Source organism: Dongia sp. (assembly GCF_041910485.1).
GTDB lineage: Bacteria > Pseudomonadota > Alphaproteobacteria > Dongiales > Dongiaceae > Dongia.
The window spans coordinates 1-18,033 of sequence record NZ_JAYRQR010000042.1 but is presented as its reverse complement, the minus strand read 5'-3'; the positions used below and the strand labels follow the sequence as shown (position 1 = coordinate 18,033).

17 protein-coding genes are annotated in these 18,033 nt (G+C 60.7%); 16 read left to right on the top strand and 1 reads right to left on the bottom strand.

Going from position 1 to position 18,033, the window contains the following annotated elements:
• The first annotated feature begins 18 nt into the window (after positions 1 to 18).
• The 12 genes from acpS to ACE3PP_RS12840 all read left to right on the top strand — a co-directional run bounded on the left by acpS (position 19) and on the right by ACE3PP_RS12840 (position 11,908).
• Positions 19 to 426 (top strand): holo-ACP synthase, encoded by a 408-nt coding sequence (acpS, locus tag ACE3PP_RS12895; RefSeq protein WP_374382891.1) that lies wholly within the window; start codon positions 19 to 21, stop codon positions 424 to 426.
• A gap of 176 nt (positions 427 to 602) precedes the next feature.
• The gene (gene lepB / locus ACE3PP_RS12890) at positions 603 to 1,400 is read left to right on the top strand and encodes a signal peptidase I (RefSeq protein WP_374382889.1); all 798 of its coding nucleotides are present in this window, start codon (positions 603 to 605) and stop codon (positions 1,398 to 1,400) included.
• Between the two features lie 5 nt (positions 1,401 to 1,405).
• Entirely contained in the window at positions 1,406 to 2,188 is a 783-nt protein-coding gene (gene rnc / locus ACE3PP_RS12885) for a ribonuclease III (RefSeq protein WP_374382887.1), read from the top strand.
• 32 nt (positions 2,189 to 2,220) lie between these two features.
• Positions 2,221 to 3,144: a GTPase Era gene (era, locus tag ACE3PP_RS12880; protein ID WP_374382885.1), complete on the top strand. Its 924-nt coding sequence runs from the start codon at positions 2,221 to 2,223 to the stop codon at positions 3,142 to 3,144.
• 6 nt (positions 3,145 to 3,150) lie between these two features.
• A complete protein-coding gene (gene recO / locus ACE3PP_RS12875) occupies positions 3,151 to 3,876 on the top strand; it encodes a DNA repair protein RecO (RefSeq protein ID WP_374382883.1) in 726 nt (241 codons plus the stop codon).
• Positions 3,877 to 3,952: 76 nt separating this feature from the next.
• Positions 3,953 to 5,434, top strand: a complete 1,482-nt coding sequence (locus ACE3PP_RS12870; RefSeq protein ID WP_374382881.1) for an RNase A-like domain-containing protein — start codon at positions 3,953 to 3,955, stop codon at positions 5,432 to 5,434.
• Positions 5,435 to 5,474: 40 nt separating this feature from the next.
• On the top strand, positions 5,475 to 5,777 hold the full coding sequence (locus tag ACE3PP_RS12865) for a hypothetical protein (protein ID WP_374382879.1): 303 nt from the start codon (positions 5,475 to 5,477) through the stop codon (positions 5,775 to 5,777).
• Between the two features lie 155 nt (positions 5,778 to 5,932).
• Positions 5,933 to 6,358, top strand: coding sequence for a hypothetical protein (locus ACE3PP_RS12860; RefSeq protein WP_374382877.1), 426 nt, complete (start codon positions 5,933 to 5,935; stop codon positions 6,356 to 6,358).
• Between the two features lie 93 nt (positions 6,359 to 6,451).
• Positions 6,452 to 7,693, top strand: coding sequence for an NAD(P)/FAD-dependent oxidoreductase (locus ACE3PP_RS12855; RefSeq protein ID WP_374382875.1), 1,242 nt, complete (start codon positions 6,452 to 6,454; stop codon positions 7,691 to 7,693).
• Positions 7,694 to 7,707: 14 nt separating this feature from the next.
• Positions 7,708 to 8,250 (top strand): GNAT family N-acetyltransferase, encoded by a 543-nt coding sequence (locus ACE3PP_RS12850; protein ID WP_374382873.1) that lies wholly within the window; start codon positions 7,708 to 7,710, stop codon positions 8,248 to 8,250.
• 108 nt (positions 8,251 to 8,358) lie between these two features.
• Positions 8,359 to 10,605 (top strand): DNA topoisomerase IV subunit A, encoded by a 2,247-nt coding sequence (gene parC, locus ACE3PP_RS12845; protein ID WP_374382870.1) that lies wholly within the window; start codon positions 8,359 to 8,361, stop codon positions 10,603 to 10,605.
• Between the two features lie 133 nt (positions 10,606 to 10,738).
• Positions 10,739 to 11,908, top strand: a complete 1,170-nt coding sequence (locus ACE3PP_RS12840) for a chloride channel protein (protein WP_374382868.1) — start codon at positions 10,739 to 10,741, stop codon at positions 11,906 to 11,908.
• 25 nt (positions 11,909 to 11,933) lie between these two features.
• Here ACE3PP_RS12840 and ACE3PP_RS12835 read toward each other — a convergent pair whose 3' ends face one another.
• Positions 11,934 to 14,246, bottom strand: a complete 2,313-nt coding sequence (locus tag ACE3PP_RS12835) for a PAS domain S-box protein (RefSeq protein WP_374382866.1) — start codon at positions 14,244 to 14,246, stop codon at positions 11,934 to 11,936.
• 646 nt (positions 14,247 to 14,892) lie between these two features.
• Between ACE3PP_RS12835 and rpsL the strand changes: the two genes are divergently transcribed.
• The 4 genes from rpsL to ACE3PP_RS12815 all read left to right on the top strand — a co-directional run.
• A complete protein-coding gene (gene rpsL / locus ACE3PP_RS12830; RefSeq protein WP_133613816.1) occupies positions 14,893 to 15,264 on the top strand; it encodes a 30S ribosomal protein S12 in 372 nt (123 codons plus the stop codon).
• A 13-nt stretch (positions 15,265 to 15,277) separates the two neighbouring features.
• Positions 15,278 to 15,748, top strand: a complete 471-nt coding sequence (gene rpsG / locus ACE3PP_RS12825; RefSeq protein ID WP_374382863.1) for a 30S ribosomal protein S7 — start codon at positions 15,278 to 15,280, stop codon at positions 15,746 to 15,748.
• 19 nt (positions 15,749 to 15,767) lie between these two features.
• Positions 15,768 to 17,843 carry an elongation factor G gene (fusA, locus tag ACE3PP_RS12820; protein WP_374382861.1) on the top strand — a complete coding sequence of 692 codons (2,076 nt, stop codon included), beginning with the start codon at positions 15,768 to 15,770 and terminating at the stop codon, positions 17,841 to 17,843.
• Between the two features lie 49 nt (positions 17,844 to 17,892).
• The coding region (locus tag ACE3PP_RS12815; protein WP_374383146.1) for a GTP-binding protein at positions 17,893 to 18,033 on the top strand (141 nt) is incomplete at its 3' end.

Sequence of the window (18,033 nt, the reverse complement as noted above, 5' to 3'; positions counted from 1 at the left end):
TGCAACGATGATGCAGTCATGATCCTGGGCATCGGCAACGACCTCATCGATATCCGGCGCATCGAGAAATCGATCGAGCGGTTCGGCGACCGGTTCATCCAGCGGGTCTTCACCGAAATCGAGCAGAAGAAATCGGACCGCCGCGCCCAGCGGGCCGCCAGCTATGCCAAGCGCTTTGCCGCCAAGGAAGCCTGTTCCAAGGCATTGGGGACCGGGTTTCGGGACCAGGTCTTCATGAAGGATATGGGTGTGGTGAACCTGCCCTCGGGCAAGCCGACCTTAAGTCTCACCAACGGCGCCTTGAAGAGATTGGAAGAGATCACGCCCCCCGGCATGGTGGCGCAGATCGACCTCACCATTACCGATGACTTCCCGCTGGCCCAAGCCATTGTCATCATTTCGGCAGTGCCGGCGCCCAAGACTTAAGCAGCTTCACCTAAACCAGCGGAAAGACAGGCAAAAATCGTTCTGCTGGCCGCCCAAACGGACCCGAAAGCCTTGACTTTGCTGGGGCTGGCTGTCTTGATCCGCCCGAGCCGCATGCCGCAAGGGCGTGCCCATTATTCTGCCCGAATCGGACGAAAAAGGCCCTCTTATCCACCATGGCGCGCAAGACAGAAACCGAGCCCAGCCAGATCCTTGAGACCGTCAAGACCATCTTCTGGGCGGCCGTGATCGCCGTGGTGATCCGGACCTTCGCCTACGAACCCTTCAGCATCCCGTCGGGTTCGATGATCCCGACCCTGCTGATCGGCGACTATCTCTTCGTTTCCAAGACGGCCTATGGCTATAGCCGCTTCTCCTTTCCCTGGGGCGCCGTGCCGCTGGAAGGCCGCGTCTGGGCCGACGAGCCGGAGCGCGGCGACGTCATTGTCTTCCGCCCGCCGGGAGAGCCGCAGACCGATTTCATCAAACGCCTCATCGGCCTGCCCGGCGATACCGTCCAGGTCAAAGAGGGGCTGCTCTACATCAACGGCGAGCCGGTGAAGCGCGAGCGGATCGAGGATTTCGTCAACAAGGATAACGGCCTCGCTTCGCCGCAATATATTGAGACGCTGCCGGGTGGCGTCGCTCACCACATCATCGAGACGCGCGGCGATCAGGGTGAGCTGGACAATACGCCGATCTACGTGGTGCCGCAGGGCCACTATTTCATGATGGGCGACAACCGCGATTCCTCCAGCGACAGCCGCGTGCTGGCGGGCCTGATGCCGCAAGACCTCAACACGCGCATCACTGACCCGGCCCAACTCGGCAATGTCGGCTTCGTGCCGGCCGAGAATCTCATCGGCCCGGCCAAGATCCTGTTCTGGTCCTATGACAACACGCTGAAGATCGCCAATCCGGTCACGTGGGTGACGGCGCTGCGCTGGCGACGCCTCGGCGACCTCGTGGAGTGAGCGGGGTGGCGAAGGCTACCCCAGAGGATCTGTCGGCGCTCCTCGGTCACACATTCGCGCGGCCGGATTTGCTGGAAACGGCGCTCACGCACCCCAGCGCCACCGGGCGCAATCGGACCAAGCGGGCGCGCCGGCCAACCAAGGCTGGTGGCGATACGCGGGCAAATGCGGCGCGCCTTGCCGACAACCAGCGCATGGAATTTCTCGGCGACCGGGTGCTGGGCCTGATTGTCGCCGAGATGTTGTTCGAGAGTTTTCCCGACGAGGATGAAGGGGCGCTGGCGAAGCGCCTCGCGTCCCTCGTGCGCCAGGATGGGCTCGCCCTTGTCGCCCAAGCATTGGGGCTCGGCCGCTTTCTCGTCCTCTCCAAGGGCGAGGAGGAAAGCGGTGGGCGCGACAATCCAGCGACGCTCGCGGATGCGTGCGAGGCGGTCATCGGCGCGCTCTATCTCGATGCCGGCATTGATGCAGCGCGGCGTTTTGTTGAAGCGCATTGGCGGCCGATGATGAGCGCCGACCTGGCACCCCCGCAGGATGCCAAGACGGCCCTGCAGGAATGGGCGCAGGCGGCCGGCCTTAACCTGCCGCGCTACAAAGTGATTCGCAGCGAGGGCCCGCCGCACGACCCGGTCTTTGAGGTCGAGGTGGCGGTCGAAGGCCATTCCGCGAAAAGCGGGACGGGGCGGTCGAAGCGTGCAGCCGAACAGGCGGCGGCGAGCCAGCTCCTCAATCTGGTGCGCGATGAAGCGGCGGATGGCAAAGTGAAGGCTGCGGTGCGGCCGGCTTGATGCCGCCGCTCTTCGCGGAAGGTGGAAAGACCATGAATATGGAAACGGCATGCGGCTTCGTCGCGGTCCTGGGTGCCCCCAATGCGGGGAAGTCGACGCTGGTCAATCGCGTGGTCGGGCAGAAGGTCTCGATCGTCAGCCCAAAGGTGCAGACGACGCGCGCCAAGGTGCTGGGTATCGTCATGGACGGTCCCGTCCAGATGATCTTCGTCGATACGCCGGGCATCTTTGCGCCGAAACGTCGCCTCGACCGCGCCATGGTGGCTGCGGCCTGGACTGGTGCCGGCGATGCCGATCAGGTTCTCCTCATGGTCGACGCCAGCCGCAAGAATATCGACGACGATACGCGCCGTATCATCGAGGGGCTGAAGCAGCACAAGCGCAAGGCGGTCCTCGTCCTCAACAAGATCGACCAGGTGAAGGAGCGCGAGCGGCTGCTGGCCAAGACCGCCGATCTCAACGCGCTGGGGAGCGATGACGGCGAACCGCTCTTCACCGACACGTTCATGATCTCGGCCGAGAAGGGCGACGGCGTCGACGATCTGGTCGCTGAACTGGCGCGTCGCATGCCCAAGGGGCCGCATCACTATCCGGAAGACCATATCACCGACGCGCCGCAGCGATTCCTCGCTGCCGAAATCACGCGCGAACACCTGTTCCGCCAGCTCCACGAAGAGGTGCCCTATGCCCTCACGGTCGAAACGGAGGCCTGGGAGGAATTCAAGGACGGTTCTGTCAAGATCACGCAGGTGATCTTCGTCGCCAAGGAAGGCCAGAAGGCGATCGTCATCGGCAAGGGCGGCAGCAAAATCAAGGCCATCCGCGAGGCGGCGCAGCGCGAGATGCAACAGGCATTCGAACGCCAGGTGCATCTCTTCCTCTTCATCAAGGTGCGCGGTTCCTGGGCCGACGATCCTGAGCGCTACCGCGAAATGGGCCTCGATTTCGAGGAATAGTGCGCGGTGGATTTCACCGACACAGGCTTCGTTCTTTCGGCACGCCGCCACGGCGAAAGCGACATCATTCTGTCCTGCCTCACGCGGGCACATGGCAGGCATCTGGGTCTGGTCAAGGGTGGGGCGGGGCGCAAGAACCGGCCCCAGTTCGAGATCGGCAATCTGCTGGCGCTGAATTGGCGGGCGCGCCTTGCCGAACAGCTGGGTCATTTCCAGGCAGAACTCATCGAGGCCAACATCGCGCATCTTATCGACGATGCCGACCGCCTGGCCGCCTTGAGCGCCGCCGCCGCCGTGATCGATGCGACGCTGCCCGAGCGCGAGCCGCACCAGGATGTCCACGACGATTTCGCCGTTCTGGTGCAAGGCCTCGTCGCGGGGGTGCCGGATTGGGCGGGGCTTTACTTGCGCTGGGAGCTGAAGCTGCTCGCCGATCTAGGCTTCGGCCTCGATCTTTCGCGCTGTGCCGTGACGGGGGCGACCGAGGACCTTGTCTTTGTCTCGCCCAAAACGGGGCGAGCGGTCAGCCGGCAGGGAGCCGGCCGCTATGCCGAGCGGCTGCTGCCGCTCCCGGCCTTTCTGCTCCAGGACAGCCTCACCACCGATCCCACCTCGCTGGCGCAAGGGCTGCGCCTCACCGGCCATTTCATCCACGCCCATCTGCTTCCCACGTCGAGTGCCGAGAAGCGCCTCTCAGCCCGGGATCGTCTGGTAGAACGTCTTTTGCGGTAAAATTCTCCATTTGTTCTTAACAGAATTACGCTTTATATGTTATACGTAAATCTGTCTGAGCAGTTTGGAGCGCGCCATGCCGCTTGTATCCCGCAATCACACCGCAAAGCGCCCCGATGCTTCAGGGGACGAATCATTGGGCGAATGGCAAGACGGTGCCTTTCATTTCCATTCGCCGGAGGCCGAGCGGCAATGGCAGGTCGAGGCCTATCGGAGCGGCGTTCACGCCGACGATTGGCATCATGGTCAAGTTCTGGATCCCAAGACACGTGATGTGGTCCTCAGTGGCCTCGGTGGGCCAACCCCGCCTTACTACCGCGGGCCGGACGGCGCCTACCGTTTTGCCAACCGGCAGACGATCGAGCCTCCGGACGTGCGCGAGCTGCGCCGACAGTCGCTGCAGAATGTAGGGGCTGATGATCTCAAGGGGCCGACAATGCCAGGCGAGGATGTGATCGCCGCGCGTTTTGCCGCCAAGCAACAGCGCCAATCGGCCAACGATAACACCTTGCCCCCGGCCAATGACAATTCGCCGCCGGCGAAAGAAGGGGTGCCCAAACCACAACCCAAACCGGTGCCTGGGACCATCGGTCGCTTTGCCGACATGGCGACGGCGCAGAAGAAAGTGCCGCATCCCTCGCTTGCGGAGACCGTGCAGGCGATCGACGATAGCATCCGCCGCTTTGCCAACGGCGCCACTAATGGTCACGCGGACAACTTCGCTGCTGCCGCCAATGCGCTCTTTGGTTCGGGGGAATTCACCGAGGATTACGAAAAGAACCTCGGCGAAGAGAGGGGCCAAACGGAAGCGGCGCGTCAGCGTACCGGCACGATTGGCGCCATGATCGAAGCGGCGCCGGGGCTCATTCCGGGTTATGGGGACGGACTCAGCCTCCTCAGTGATGCAGAACAGTATATCGAGCATCCGGAGACCGCGACTGTTGGCAATGTCCTGGGGACAATTGTCACGGCATTGCCCGTTACACCCAACGCTTTGGGTGTTGTCGGCAAGATCGAGAATACGGCCGAGGATGCCGCTAAGCTCGAAGCAAAAGTTGCTGGGAAGATCGACGACGTTGTGGAAAAGCCCCGGCTGGATGCTGGAACACCCGCGGAAACGCCGGCAATCAAACCGGACCAGATCCGGATCGATATCAACGATCCTGCATCGATCGACGCTTACTTCAAGCGGCCGATCAAGGGGAATGAAGGCTCGGATGGCCATGTTATCGAACGACATATCGGAAAGACCGATCAAGAATTGATGCAGCGCATGCAATCGGATCGACGAATCAACAAATCGTCCAGCTTTCCAGACGAAGCTACCGCTGAACGTGTCATTCATGACGGGCTACAACAGAACCGTCAGAAAGTCCTTGATTGGCTTAGGGATCCCGAAGGTAGAGACAAACTATCGATAATGTACACCGGCTCTGAGCCTATTGGCGGGACTGTGTTCAGGCGAGGTCACGTTAGCGCGCAGAAAAGTGCGGTCATCATTCTTATGCGAGACAAGGCTGGCGGATTCCATTACCACACGGCTTATCCAAGTGATTGAGGCGGGCGGTTGAGATTTCGGCAATAGAAGGAATTAGAATGTGAGCGACCGCGTCATCGAGCAAATCGAAAACGACTTTCCCGATTTTCATCAATTGCTCCTCAACGTGATGTTGGGGCAATACGCGGCTGATCCCGTGTCCGACGCGTTGAAGAACTATCTTGCTACTGCTCGACCTCAGCATTTGGCAGCAGCCATTCGCGAGATCGACCTAGCGAGCGATGTCTTTGTCAAGAACTACGAAGCCATGAGCGACTCCCTCAACTACCGCTTAGACTCAGAAGCCGAGGCTCGAGACTTGCTGGATCAGCTGAAGCAAGGCTTGCTTGCGAAGGCCCCCTGAAAACTCGCGACGGCCGAAGCACCATTTGCGCAGATCGATTGCTTGACATGCGCGCGGCACATGTCCGCGAGATTACACGCTCCGGTGCCGACTGTGGATACAATCAAATCAAGTTATAGCGTGCGAATGAGCCCCCAAGCGATAGAGGTCTCAAGATGAACTATGGCTTGATCGACCCGGAGAAGCTCTCGAAGGGATTCCGCTATCCTGCGAGTTTCAAAAATTCCTGCACTGTGACCGGGGAAACAGATATCAAGCCGTGGTCAATCCTTGAAATGCAGGGCGATGTCGAGGTCTGGCTGGAGATTTTCCGGGAGTGGTATCCGACACGGTCGCTCATTCCTTTGGCGCAGCATGACGTGACGGGCGACGATATTGCCTGTTTCGATGGAGATGACCGGGCGGGAGATCCCAGGGTGCATCTTTCCCCGACCCTTGAGGTGGCCTTGGAAGTCGGGCGCAGCAAGGCTCGCCAACCTTCCATGCTGATCGTCGCCGCCAACGATGCATTCGCAAACGGCATTCGCTACTATCGCGGCAACGAGTTGATCTGGCTGGCCGACGCGATTCCGCCCGGCTAGATTCGCCAGGAATGATAGGCCCGGCGGCCCCTTGATTTGGTCCGGCCAGCACGCCATGCTCCGGCAAATCAAAACGGGGTATTTCGGGGAATCATGGGTAATCGGCATTTCATCGTCATCGGCGCCGGCATTGTCGGCATTTCGGCCGCACTCTATCTGCAGAAAGACGGCAACGCCGTCACGGTGATCGACGGGCGTGATCCGGGTGAGGGGACGTCGAAGGGCAATGCCTCGGTCATCGCGACCGAATCCTGCATCCCGGTGGCGACACCCGGCATCCTGTGGGACGTGCCGAAGATGCTGATGGATCCGCTGGGGCCACTGGCCATCCGCTGGGCCTATCTCCCCAAGATCGCGCCGTGGCTGCTGCGCTTCATTGCCAACAGCGGCGAGAAGCGGGTCGAGCAGATTTCCATCGCCTTGCGCGCGGCGCTGGTGCAGGCGCTGGCCGCCCACAAGGAATTGGCGGGCCTCGCCGGCCAACCCCTGATGATCAAGGACACCGGTTGGTTGGGGGTCTTCGAAAGTGACAAGAAATTCGAAGGCTATCAGTGGGATCTGGCTCTGCAGAAGCGGCGCGGCGTCGACTTCCAGATTCTGAGGCAGGAAGAGATCCGCCAGTTCGAACCCAGCCTGCAGCCGATCTATCGCCATGCCGTCTATTATCCGGAGAATTCCTTCGTCACCGACAATTTCGCCCTGGTGCAGCGCCTGGCGCAGCATTTCGTGGCAAGCGGCGGCAAGATCGTGAAGGCGGACGTCACTGGCTTCTCATTCGGTCCCGATGGACCCAATGCGGTCGAGGCCGGTGGTGAAACCTATGTGTGTGACGCGGTGGTGGTCGCCGCCGGTGCCTGGTCGAAGAAACTCACCGCCATGCTGGGCCACAAGGTGCCGCTCGATACCGAGCGGGGCTATCACGTGACGCTGCCCAACGCGCAGAAGCGGCCACGCATGCCGCTCTATTCGGGCGATCATTCCTTTGCCATCACGCCGCTCGATGTCGGCCTGCGCTTTGCCGGCACGGTGGAACTGGGCGGGCTCGAGGCCGAGCCCAACTATGCCCGCGCGCAGAAGCTGATGAACCACGGCAAGCGCATGTTCGGCGAGCTTGACGAGACCGGGCGCAGCGACTGGATGGGGTTCCGTCCGTCGATGCCGGATTCGGTCCCCGTCATCAGTCAGGGCGAGCGTTTCAAGAACACGTTCTTCGGCTTCGGCCACGGTCATATCGGCCTGACGCTGGGTCCGGTGACCGGCCGTATTATCGCCGATCTCGCCGCCGGTCGCGATCCGGGCCTCGACATGGCACCCTTCCGCGTCGACCGGTTCTAAGGAGAGCGCGCTGCATGGGGGCGCCGGAGAAATCCAGCGAAGGTGGCTTCCTGCTGCGCTTGATGCTGCCTTCCGACGCGCCGCAATACCGATCATTCCGACTCAGCAATCTCAAGCTCTATCCCGCCCTCTTTCGGGCCGATGCGGCGGAAGAGGCGCTGAAACCGCTTGCCTCATCCGAGCGGCGCCTCAAACCCAGCCCACTCAACCGCTGGGTCGGTGCCTTCGATCAGGGCGGGACCTTGGTCGGCGCCGTGGGCTTTCGCCGCGAACCCGGGGCCAAGCGCCAGCATATCGGGCAGATCATCGGCCTTTCCGTGGCGCCCGATTGGCAGGGGAAGGGCATTGCCACGGCCTTGATGCTGGATGTCATCGATTATGCGCGCGCTCTTGGTGGGCTGCAGCAGCTGCAACTCACCGTCACCATCCCCAACCCGGCGGCGGAACAGCTCTACGATCGGCTCGGCTTCAAGGTGTTTGGGACCGAAGAAGATGCGCTGAGGATCGGGACAGAGTCGCACCCCAAACAGCACCGGCAATTGTTCCTCGATCGCTAACCGGTTGATGCAGTTCGAAAGATGGGTAGAGCCCCAGGCTTGACGCGCGGGGCTGACTGCCTAGGATGGCGCCCGATTCACTGCCTCTTCTGAAAGCCGATTCATCGCATGGCCAAGAAAGCCACTTCGACCACGCCGCCGCCCGTCGGCGAGATCAAGATCACCAACCTCGCCGAGGCCCTGGGCGAACGGTACCTTTCCTATGCGCTCTCGACCATCATGTCCCGCTCGCTGCCCGATGTGCGCGACGGGTTGAAGCCGGTGCATCGGCGCATTCTTTTCTCCATGCGGCAATTGCGCCTCGATCCCGGCGCGGGCTTCAAAAAGTCTGCCCGCGTCGTCGGCGACGTCATGGGTAAGTTCCATCCCCACGGCGACGCCTCGATTTATGACGCCATGGTGCGTTTGGCCCAGGATTTCGCCGTGCGCTATCCTATGGTCGAGGGCCAAGGCAATTTCGGCTCGATCGACGGCGATAACCCGGCGGCCATGCGCTATACCGAAGCGCGGCTGACCGAGGCCGCCTCGCTCATGTTGCAGAATCTCGACGAGGATACGGTCGACTACCGGCCTTCCTATGACGGTGAGAACCAGGAACCGGTGATCCTGCCGGCGGCTTTCCCGAACCTCCTTGCCAATGGCGCGCAAGGCATCGCGGTCGGCATGGCGACCAGTATCCCGCCGCACAATGTCGCGGAAATCTGCGACTGCCTGCTGCATCTGCTGAAGACGCCCAACGCCCGTATCGAAACCCTGGTGGGTCTCATGCCGGGGCCGGATTTCCCGACCGGCGGCATCATCGTCGAAAATCGCGAGACGATCGTCGAAGCCTACCGCACCGGCCGTGGCTCCTTCCGCGTGCGCGCCAAATGGGTGAAAGAAGACCTCAAGGGCGGCGGCTACCAGATCGTCGTCACCGAGATTCCCTATCAGGTCGCGAAATCCCGCCTCATCGAGAAGATCGCCGAGCTGCTGCAGGACAAAAAGCTGCCGTTCCTCGACGACATCAACGATGAATCGACCACCGATATCCGCCTCGTGCTGACGCCGAAATCGCGCAACATCGAGGCCGAGCATCTGATGGAGCAGTTGTTCCGCCAGACCGATCTCGAAACGCGCTTCAGCCTCAACATGAACGCGCTCGATGCCAACCAAACACCGCGCGTCATGGGGCTGCCCGAAGTCCTGCAGGCCTATCTCGACCATCGCCGCGTCGTGCTGCAGCGTCGTTCGAAGTTCCGCCTGGGCGAGATCGAACGGCGGCTCGAAATCCTCGAAGGCTACCTCGTCGCCTATCTCAACATCGACGAGGTGATTCGCATCATCCGCTTCGAAGACGACCCCAAGGCCGTCATGATGAAGAAGTGGAAGCTGTCGGATATCCAGACCGACGCCATTCTCAACATGCGCCTCAAATCCCTGCGCAAGCTTGAGGAGATGGAGATCAAGGGCGAGCACAAGGAACTGACTGCGGAGAAGAAGAGCCTCGAGGCGTTGCTCGCTTCCGATACCAAGCAATGGGAAGCGGTCGGCGGCGAGGTCCAGGAGCTGAAGAAGCTCTATGGCCCGAAGACGGCACTCGGCAAGCGCCGCACCGATCTTGGCGATGCGCCTTCGGCCGTGGTCATTCCGCTGGAATCGCTGATCGAGCGCGAGCCCATTACCGTCGTGTGTTCATCCAAGGGCTGGATCCGCGCCATGAAGGGCCATGTCGAGCCCGGCACCGAGATCAAGTTCAAGGAAGGCGATTGGGGCAAGTTCCAGCTTCATGCCGAAACCACGGACAAGCTGGTCATCTTCTGTACCAACGGTAAGTTCTACACGATCCCGTGCGACAAGCTGCCGGGTGGCCGGGGCCACGGCGAACCGGTGCGGCTCTATATCGACCTCGGCAATGAGCATGACATCATCGCCATGATGATCCACCGCCCGGATGAGAAGCTGCTGGTGGCAAGCCATGATGGGCGTGGCTTCGTTGTCTCGACCAATGAGATCCTGGCACAAACTAAAAACGGCAAACAGGTCCTGACCGTGCCGGAGGGCGAAGAAGCCAATGTCTGCGTGCCCGCCAATGGCGACATGGTGGCGGTCATCGGCGACAATCGGAAGCTGCTCATCTTCAAGCTCAATGAAGTGCCGGAGATGGCGCGCGGCCGCGGTGTCTTGCTGCAGAAATACAAGGATGGGGGCCTTTCGGATGCCAAGGTCTATACCAAGGCAGAGGGTTTGACGTGGCGCCTTGGCGACAAGATCCGCACCGAGACCCACAGCAATCTGAAAGACTGGATCGGCGAGCGCGCCCAGGCCGGTCGTTTGCCGCCAACAGGTTTCCCAAAGGCCAACAAGTTCGGATGATCCGGAGCAAAGCGCATTGAGCATCGATCCCCTCCGGCTAAGAAGGCGCTTGTTCAGCATCGGCTTTTGGCGGAGGAAGATGGTCTTTGCGCTTGGTGCTGCCCTGGTCGGGTTGGCTGCGGCCGGCTTCGCCTTGGCCGCCGATTTGATGCAGCACATTTTCGCTGCCGTCCGGACCGAGAGCGGAGTTGCCGCGTTCCTGTTGACGATCATCGGCTTCCCCTTGCTGGCGATGGCCACATATCGCTGGTCGCCTGCAGCCAAGGGCAGTGGCATTCCCCAGGTGATTGCGGCGCGCCGACATACCGATGTTGCAACCCGATTGAAGCTGATCGGCCTGAAGACCACGGCGTGGAAGGTGTTGGCCACGATTCTGGGGCTGGGTGTCGGCGCTGCTGTCGGTCGTGAAGGACCGACGGTGCAGGTCGGTGCCAGCATCATGTACGTGCTGGGCCTAGGGGCCGGACTGAGGCGTCCTCAAGGATTGGTTCTTGCCGGGGCCGCAGCGGGCATTGCGGCCGCCTTCAATACACCGCTTGCCGGCATCATGTTCGCCATCGAAGAAATGGCGAAAAGTTATGAAAAACGCATCAGCGGCCTGTTGATCGCCGCCGTTGTGATTGCGGGTGCCGTCAGCATCTCGTTGCTCGGAAACTATAGATATTTCGGTGAAAGCGTCGTCACGGCGGGCTTCGTCACAGCCCTGGTATGGTCGGTGATATGCGGCCTCGTCTGCGGCCTCGCCGGGGCAATCTTCAGCTTCTCCGTCGTTCAGCTGGGCCGGCTAACAACGCGCGCTACGCATCAGTGGCCCAACCGTCGGCGATGGATATTTCGCATCGCCTTTCCGGCACTTTGCGGGCTTGTCGTGGCGGTTGCCGGATTGATGACCGACGGCTATGCCAACGGCACAGGGTATGAAGAGACGCGCACCGCCCTGACGCTTGGTTCGACCATGCCGTGGTTCCACGGCCTCTGGAAACTTCTGGCCACACTGGCTTCCTCGGTCAGCGGCATCCCGGGTGGCCTGTTCGCGCCATCGCTTTCGGTTGGGGCGGGACTCGGGGCGGGATTGGCGCAGTTGATGGGGGCCGTCGATGTGCGCGCTGTCATGTTGCTTGGCATGGCGGCCTATTTCGCCGCCGTCGTGCAATCGCCGCTGACAGCCTTTGTGATCGTGACTGAGATGAGTGTCAGCAATCAGCTTCTGGTACCACTGCTCAGTGCAACGTTCATCGCGACGGGCGTCTCCCGCCTGATCATGCGTGAACCCCTGTATCACGCTCTATCTCGGCAATATTAGAACGCACAGGCGACCCTAAGCAGCGCTAGCCGCGGCCAGCGGTCAGACGCAATGGCAAGCTCAGCGTCACCATCGTGCCGATGCCGGGCTGCGAGGTTATGGCGACTTCACCGTCCAACAGTGCGCTGAATCGCTGCACCAGCGTGAGGCCAAGTCCGGTGCCCTCCGAACTGCGATTATATGCTGTCTGTATCTGCGCGAAGGGCTGCAACGCGAATTCAATCTCCTCGGCAGTCATGCCGATGCCTGTGTCTTCGACGCAGATGGCAATGCGATCGGCACTGGGAAGAAGGCTGGCGAACAACGTGATCTGTCCGCCCGTGCGATTGAATTTGACGGCATTCGATAGAATGTTCAGGAGCAGCTGCTTCAGAAGGCGACGATCGGTGCGCAAGGTGGTCCGTGGCACTTCGACTTGAATTTCGATCGACCTGCTGCGTGCCGTCGGCTCGACATAGCTGACGCATTCCCGCGCGATCTCGACCAAGGAGACATCGGTAAGAACGAGCTCCAATCGACCGGATTCCACCTTCGCCAGATCCAGGATATCGTTGATGACGCTCAGCAGATGACGGGCGCTTTGCAGGATGATGCCTTGATATTCGGTCTGTTTTTCCAATTGCAGCTCGGAGCCCAGCCTGATCTGCAATTCCGAAAATCCGATGATCGCGTTGAGCGGCGTGCGCAGTTCATGGCTCATTGTTGCCAGGAACTGGGATTTGGCCTGGTTTGACTGCTCGGCCAATTGCGCAAGCCGCGCTGACTCTTCCATCAAGCGACGCAATTCAGCCTCGGTGTTCTTGGAGTCCGTAATGTCCTGGGTAACACCAATGGCCCACAGCATACCGGTCGCCGGATTTTTGAATACGTGGCCGACTTCGCGGAACCAACGGATGTCACCTGACTTGGTGCGGCCGCGAAACTCTTCCTCGTAGTGCCGGCCGAGGTCGGTAAGTCCCCGCTCGTCATCTTCAGCACGATAGTCGGGCAGCGGGTCGATGCGTATATCCCTGTCGCTGCCGCGCTCTCTGACGAATTCGTCGACGCTCATTTCGAACAGAGCCGCGAGTTCGTCCGAGCAAACCAGGCAACGATCCCTGGTGACGTCCCACATCCAAGTCCCGAAGCGACCGATCCGTGCGCCTTGACGCAGCAGGTTTTCACGCTCGCGGAGCGCTTCCTCGGCAAACTTCCGTTCGGTGATGTCGATAACGGCGCCAATTGTGCGGATTGGGCGTTGATGGCCATTTTCTTCGACGAAAAAGGTTTGTGACCTGTTGTCGACCCACCTTAAAGAGCCGTCGCGCCGGACAACGCGATACTCAACGTCGAAGCGTCCGTCGCTTGCGGGGTCATGCGCGCGGTAGAGTGCGGACATGACGCGCGTCTGATCGTGTGGATGAACCTGCTGGCTGATCTTGGGAATTGTGACGGCCTCGTCCATGTCCCAGCCGAAGATGCGCCGTTGTTCGGGCGACCAATAGATCGTGTCGCTGGTATGATCATGATCGAAGACGCCGATATGCGACAATCGCGCCACTTCCTGGATCAATTGCTCATTGTGGAGAAGCGACTTCTGCGTTCGCAACATATCGCTGACGTCATGACCGATCGCCAATAGTGAGACGAGGTTTCCCTCTTCGTCACGGATGGCAGTGTCGGACCATTCGAAGAAGCGTTCGATTCCATTGCGCAGGATCAATGGCGAGATATAGCCGCGCGTGGGGCGGCCGCGGGCAGCGCGTTGAATGTTCTGTCTTACCTCGGCATGCACGCGTGCGGGAAGCAATGTATCAACCAGATTTTTCCCGCGAAGATAGTCCAGGCGGTAACCCGTCATCATTTCGAAGTACGGGTTTACTCGTTGGATGGTACCGTCCGGGGCGAAGATGACGATGGCCGCGGGGACAGCGTCGATAAGGGCGTCGGTGACTGCGCGGGCATTTGCCAACGCGCTTTCCTCAAGCTCTGGTCGACTGGCTTCATTCAAAACCACACATACCGACCAGATTCGCCCATCTGTGTGGGCTTGCGGCACGCAATCGACCTTGATCGACCTTGTGGCGCGCTCGCGGAAGGCAAGCGCGAACCTGCGACTGGTGCGGTCGCCATGAAACGCTTCATCGAGGGAGGCCAGAAGCCTCATCCGGTCCGGCGTGGCCGACACCAAGTCGGGAAGATGTCTGCCGACCAAACTCTGGGCGCTGGCGCCGGCAAATTCCGCCCAGGCGGCATTGAGATAAAGGATGTTCAATTCGGGATCGACGATGGCCACCCCCGATGGAAGCGAATCCAAGGCGACGCTCTCAAGCGCAATATCCAACGCATGTTCCCGCATAGCCCGTAACCTAGCCAAAGGCGGCTTAAATTTGCTTTAAATGATCGGTGGCGAAATGGACAAAGTCGGAACAGGAATGTTGTCTCTCGCCCACGGTGTGGGTCCGGTATCAACGGTCCGGTGCCAGCCACCCCGGACTCGGAAACGTCGTGTCAGGTGCGTTGAGAGTCGGACACAACGATCTGGTAACTTTATTGCTCAAGATGCCGACGCCACGGATTGGAAAGATCGATGCTTCCCAGAAATAGGGGCTCGATCCCGTAGCGACCCCATCGTATGGTAGCTATGCACCCTTGGTCGTATAGTAGTTAAGTCCTTGAAAAATCCGCATTTCAGGCCGGATTCTTCTGCTTGACCCAGGGTGGGGGAATCAATATATTCCGCCCGCCTTTAAGGGGGCTGGTGGTAGACCTTTGGCGCGCAAGCGCCCCTTCAGTCTAAACGCTGTCCCCGCTTAAGCATCCGAACGACATATGGCTCCTCTGCCTATGAGCATGAGCAATCTGGCGTTTTTAGCGACCGCATCGAGACGTGGATAACGTCAGGTTCGATGAGGTCGCGTTTGCATATGGGCAAACATTTGCAATTCGCAAATCTCGCGCCAATGGGCTCGGCCCGGACGCGCGAATGAGGTGAGGAAGAAGTAATGCCGACGATTAACCAGCTGATCCGCCAGGGTCGTGAGCCCTTGAAGGCCCGTAACAAGGTCCCGGCGCTTGAAGCCAGCCCGCAGAAGCGTGGCGTTTGCACCCGCGTCTATACCACGACGCCGAAGAAGCCGAACTCCGCGCTGCGTAAGGTCGCGCGCGTGCGTCTGACCAACGGTTTCGAAGTCACCTCTTACATCCCCGGCGAAGGCCATAACCTGCAGGAGCACTCGGTCGTCATGATCCGCGGTGGCCGCGTGAAGGATTTGCCGGGCGTTCGCTATCACATCATCCGCGGCACGCTCGATACCCAGGGCGTGAAGGACCGCAAGCAGCGCCGTTCGAAGTACGGCGCCAAGCGGCCGAAGTAAGGAGACCTGAGAGATGTCGCGTCGTCACGCCGCTGAAAAGCGCGAAGTTCTGCCGGATGCCAAGTTCGGCGATATCGTGCTCACCAAGTTCATGAACAGCCTTATGTATGCCGGCAAGAAGTCGACGGCAGAAACCATCGTCTACGGCGCTCTCGCCAATGTCGAGAAGAAGGCCAAGGCCGATCCGGTGAAGCTGTTCCACGAAGCCCTCACCAACGTGAAGCCGCACCTTGAAGTGCGTTCGCGCCGCGTCGGTGGTGCGACCTACCAGGTCCCGGTCGAAGTTCGTCCGGACCGCGCCCAGGCGCTGGCGATCCGCTGGATCATCGCGACGGCCCGCGGCCGTTCCGAGCAGACCATGACCGACCGTCTCGCCGCCGAGCTTCTCGACGCCGCCAACAACCGCGGCGCCTCGGTGAAGAAGCGCGAAGACACCCACCGCATGGCAGAGGCCAACAAGGCCTTCTCGCATTATCGCTGGTAAGAGCAAGGAAGCAGCAATCATGGCGCGCACTACTCCGCTCGAGCGATACCGCAATATCGGCATCATGGCCCACATCGATGCCGGCAAGACCACAACGACCGAGCGCATCCTCTATTACACCGGCAAGTCCTATAAGATCGGCGAAGTGCACGAAGGCACGGCGACGATGGACTGGATGGAGCAGGAGCAAGAGCGCGGCATCACCATCACCTCGGCCGCGACAACCTGCTTCTGGAACGACCACCGCATCAACATCATCGACACCCCGGGCCACGTCGACTTCACGATTGAAGTCGAGCGTTCCTTGCGCGTGCTCGACGGTGCCGTGACGGTGTTCGACTCGGTTGCCGGCGTCGAGCCGCAGTCCGAGACCGTGTGGCGCCAGGCCGACAAGTACGGCGTGCCGCGCATCTGCTTCGTCAACAAGATGGATCGTATCGGCGCCGACTTCTATCGCTGCGTCGACATGATCGTCGACCGTCTCGGTGCCAAGCCGCTGGTCGTTCACCTCCCGATCGGTTCGGAGAGCGATTTCGTCGGTATCGTCGACCTCGTCGCCATGAAGGGCATCATCTGGAAGGATGAAAGCCTCGGCGCCGAATTCGTGATTGGCGACATCCCCGCCGACATGAAGGAAAAGGCCGAAGAATACCACGCCCGCCTCGTCGAGATGGTCGTCGAGACCGATGACGCGGCCATGGAAGCCTATCTCGAAGGCAAGCAGCCCGACGTCGAGACGCTGAAGAAGCTCATCCGCAAGGGCACCATCTCCAGCACTTTCGTGCCGGTGCTGTGCGGCTCGGCCTTTAAGAACAAGGGCGTGCAGCCGATGCTGGACGCCGTGGTCGATTTCCTCCCGTCCCCGCTCGATGTGCCGGACGTCAAGGGCGTCGCCGTTGACGGCGATGCGGAACTGACCCGCAAGAGCTCGGATGACGAGCCGTTCTCAGGGTTGGCGTTCAAGATCATGACCGATCCGTTCGTCGGCTCGATCACCTTCGTGCGCATCTATTCGGGTATCCTCAACTCGGCCACCTCGGTCCTGAACACCGTGAAGGAAGAGAAGGAGCGCGTTGGCCGCATGCTCTTGATGCATGCCAACAGCCGCGAAGACATCAAGGAAGCCCGCGCCGGCGACATCGTCGCTCTGTGCGGCCTCAAGGGTACCACCACCGGCGATACGCTCTGCGATCCCGCGCACCCGATCATCCTGGAGCGCATGGAATTCCCCGAGCCGGTCATCGAAGTGGCCGTCGAGCCGAAGTCGAAGGCCGACCAGGAAAAGATGGGCGTGGCCTTGAACCGCCTCGCTCAGGAAGATCCCAGCTTCCGCGTCAATTCCGATCCGGAAAGCGGCCAGACGATCATCAAAGGGATGGGCGAACTCCATCTCGAGATCATCGTCGACCGCATGAAGCGCGAATTCAAGGTCGAAGCCAACGTCGGCGCCCCGCAGGTCGCCTATCGTGAGAGCATCACCAAGAAGGTCGAGCACGACTACACCCACAAGAAGCAGACCGGTGGTTCGGGCCAGTTCGCCCGCGTCAAGATCCGCTTCGAGCCGCTTGAGCCGGGTTCGGGCTTCGTGTTCGAGAACGCCGTTGTCGGCGGTGCGGTGCCGCGTGAATACGTGCCGGGCGTTGAAAAGGGCCTGAAGCTCGCCAAGGAAACGGGCGTCATCGCCGGTTTCCCGCTGATCGACTTCAAGGCGACCCTGATCGACGGCGCCTACCACGACGTCGACTCGAACGTGCTGACCTTCGACATCGCGGCGCGCGCTTGCTTCCGCGAAGGCATTCCGAAGGCCGGTCCGAAGCTTCTCGAACCGATGATGAAGGTCGAGGTCGTCACCCCGGAAGATTACATGGGTGACGTGATCGGCGATCTGAATTCGCGTCGTGGCCAGGTTCAGGGCATGGACAGCCGCGGCAACGCCCGTGTCATCACGGCGATGGTGCCGCTCGCCAACATGTTCGGCTACGTGAATACCCTGCGCTCGATGAGCCAGGGCCGCGCCCAGTACACCATGACTTTCGACCACTATGAGCAGGTCCCGCAGGCGGTGGCGGACGAAGTCCGCGCCAAGATGGCCTAACCGGCCAAGACCTGATCGGAACCAGCTAAGACAGACGGAGTAAATTAAGATGGCGAAGGCTAAATTTGAGCGTAACAAGCCGCACTGCAACGTCGGCACGATCGGCCACGTTGACCACGGCAAGACGTCGCTGACGGCGGCGATCACGAAGGTTCTGGCGGAAACGGGCGGTGCGACGTTCACGGCCTAT